This window comes from Streptomyces sp. NPDC012510 (assembly GCF_042955065.1).
GTDB lineage: Bacteria > Actinomycetota > Actinomycetes > Streptomycetales > Streptomycetaceae > Streptomyces.
Genome location: NZ_JBIBEN010000069.1, coordinates 1 through 2,034, shown reverse-complemented (window position 1 = coordinate 2,034; position 2,034 = coordinate 1). Strand labels below are relative to the sequence as shown.

Annotated in this window: 2 protein-coding genes and 1 pseudogene; all 3 read right to left on the bottom strand. The window is 67.6% G+C overall.

Annotated features, from left to right (window positions below):
- Window positions 1-213 precede the first annotated feature (213 nt).
- Window positions 214-597, bottom strand: a complete 384-nt coding sequence (locus ACFY9I_RS42305; protein ID WP_283974899.1) for a hypothetical protein — start codon at window positions 595-597, stop codon at window positions 214-216.
- A gap of 213 nt (window positions 598-810) precedes the next feature.
- Entirely contained in the window at window positions 811-1,368 is a 558-nt protein-coding gene (gene tpg, locus ACFY9I_RS42300; RefSeq protein WP_391012812.1) for a telomere-protecting terminal protein Tpg, read from the bottom strand.
- Between the two features lie 290 nt (window positions 1,369-1,658).
- Window positions 1,659-2,034: pseudogene (locus tag ACFY9I_RS42295) on the bottom strand (hypothetical protein); the annotation flags it as partial.

Here is a 2,034-nt window from a genome sequence, read left to right as displayed (position 1 = left end):
ACTCCACGCCTTCGACATCACCTTCGACGGCCGGCTCACCGCCGGACGCCGCTGAACAAATCCGACTGAGTTCCACCGTTCGCTACACAGACCCCCGCCACCACGTCGCGTCGTCGCCGGGGATCGGCTCGTACACCGAGTTGTGCGGGAGGAGCCAGCGGGCTGCACGGAGGCGTCCTGGGCCTCTGTCGTGATGCTCATCCAGTCGGTCGGCTACGGAGCTTCCTTGCGGAAGAGGGACAGCAGGGTCCGGGCCGGCAGGGCGCCCGGGTCGAAGAACTGAGTGGCCAGAGCGGGCGGCACCGCGGTTCCCTGCATGCGGACCTCGTGGCAGGTGAAGCAGAACGCCGCCTCGAACAGCGCCAGATCGAGAGAGTCGTCGTATGCCCGGACGCTCCAGCCCGGCGAGAAGCCGCAACGGTGCTGTTCACTGCCTGGCAGGCTCTCGATCAAGGCCAGGGCGGCGTCGGCCTCGCTCCCGGCCCAGTGGGCAACCGCCGTGCCGGGGTACGGGACGTCCCGCCTGGCGGGAAGGGCGGAGATCCGTACGACCTCGATCAGCACGGTGGCGGTAACGGCTTCGGCGGGGAGCTGCATGAGCGCAGTCTGCCCGTCAGGTTCGGAGGCCGGGTAAGGGGCACAGACGCCTTCGGCAGGCGCAGGCCGGTGTCAGTTCGATCGACCCGATGCCATCCACTGCGGAGGTCGCACCGAGGCAGCCACGAACGCGAAGTGACAACCCGCCTGCCTTGGTGACAAGCATCGTGCTTCGGCTCAGTCGAGGTGCTGGGCCCGCCGGCGGGTGTGAGGTTAGTAGTCGAGGTCGAGGTAGTCGATGTCGTTGAGGGTGACGTCGGAGAGTCCTGTGGCGCGGGCTCCGCCGTCCTGGAAGTAGATCTCTTTGAATCCTTCGGCGATGATCGCGCGCATCTGCTGGTCGCTGGCACCGGCGTCGCGGGCGTCGAACAGGCGCTGCGCATACGCCGGGGGGAGGTGGACGGTGAGTCGGCGGAAGCGTCCGTCGTCGGTGGTGCCGATCGGTGCGGTGTAGCCGAACCGGGCCCTCGTCTCCACCGTGATCCCGCCTGTCGTGGCGGCCTGGCGCTGTCGGCGTTTGCGGACCTGAGGCTGCCAGCGGGCCCGTACGGCTGTGTCGATCCGTTCGGCGATGGCCTGGGGCGGGTGTTTGCGTTCGCCCTTGCGGTAGCGCTCCACCGACCGCTGGCTGACGCCGAGCTCCTGAGCGACGGCGCGGGTCGTTTTGAGCTGCTTGATCAGGTAGCCGATCTGGCCCTTGAGGGTCTTGGGCGGCTGGCGGGTGAACGCTTCCCGGTCGGCCCGCTCGATGGCGTCCTCGATCTCTGCCACGGCTCAGCCCTTCTCGGCGGTGGGGTTGTGGCGTAGCTGGTGATGTTGCTTAATGATCTTGATTGTGGCCTGCTGTTGTTCAGTCGTACTGAGTGGTGTGTTCGCCTTGTTGGGGCAGCCGGTGTGGGGCTGGTGGGTCGGCGACGGGTGTCGCGTGGGCTGAGCTGGCTGTTTGTGCTGCGCAGTGATGCTGGGTGTGGTGGCGGTTTTTGCGCAGGGTAGTTGGCGCGCCTATAGGTGCCGGTGTTGTCGGCCGGTCTTGTGCGGGCTGGGCGGTGGTGTGGGCTTTTTCAGCGGGTGGTCAGGCGTTTCCAGAGCAGGTCGTGGTCGGCGGGTGCGAGGCGTGGCAGTTGAAGGCGGCCGGCGAGTTGGTGGAGGAAGGCGGTCTGCTGCGTGCGTGTCAGGGGGTTGGGGGGCAGGCGGTCAAGAGCCGCGGCGAGGGTGAGGGTTTCGGGATAGGTGATCAGGTCGCGGCAGGTCAGGGCGGGAGAGGCCGGGCCTGGTGACATGCGGGGGTTGGCGGCGGTGAGCCGGTGCAGGCGTGTGTGCCAGCGTTCGTGTACGTGCTGGTGGTGGTCGTACCAGCGTGTCGTGATTGTCGATGCCCAGCTCAGGGAGACTGGTGTCGCCGGGCGGCGGGCGTGAAGGTGGGCTTGGGTGAGTTCG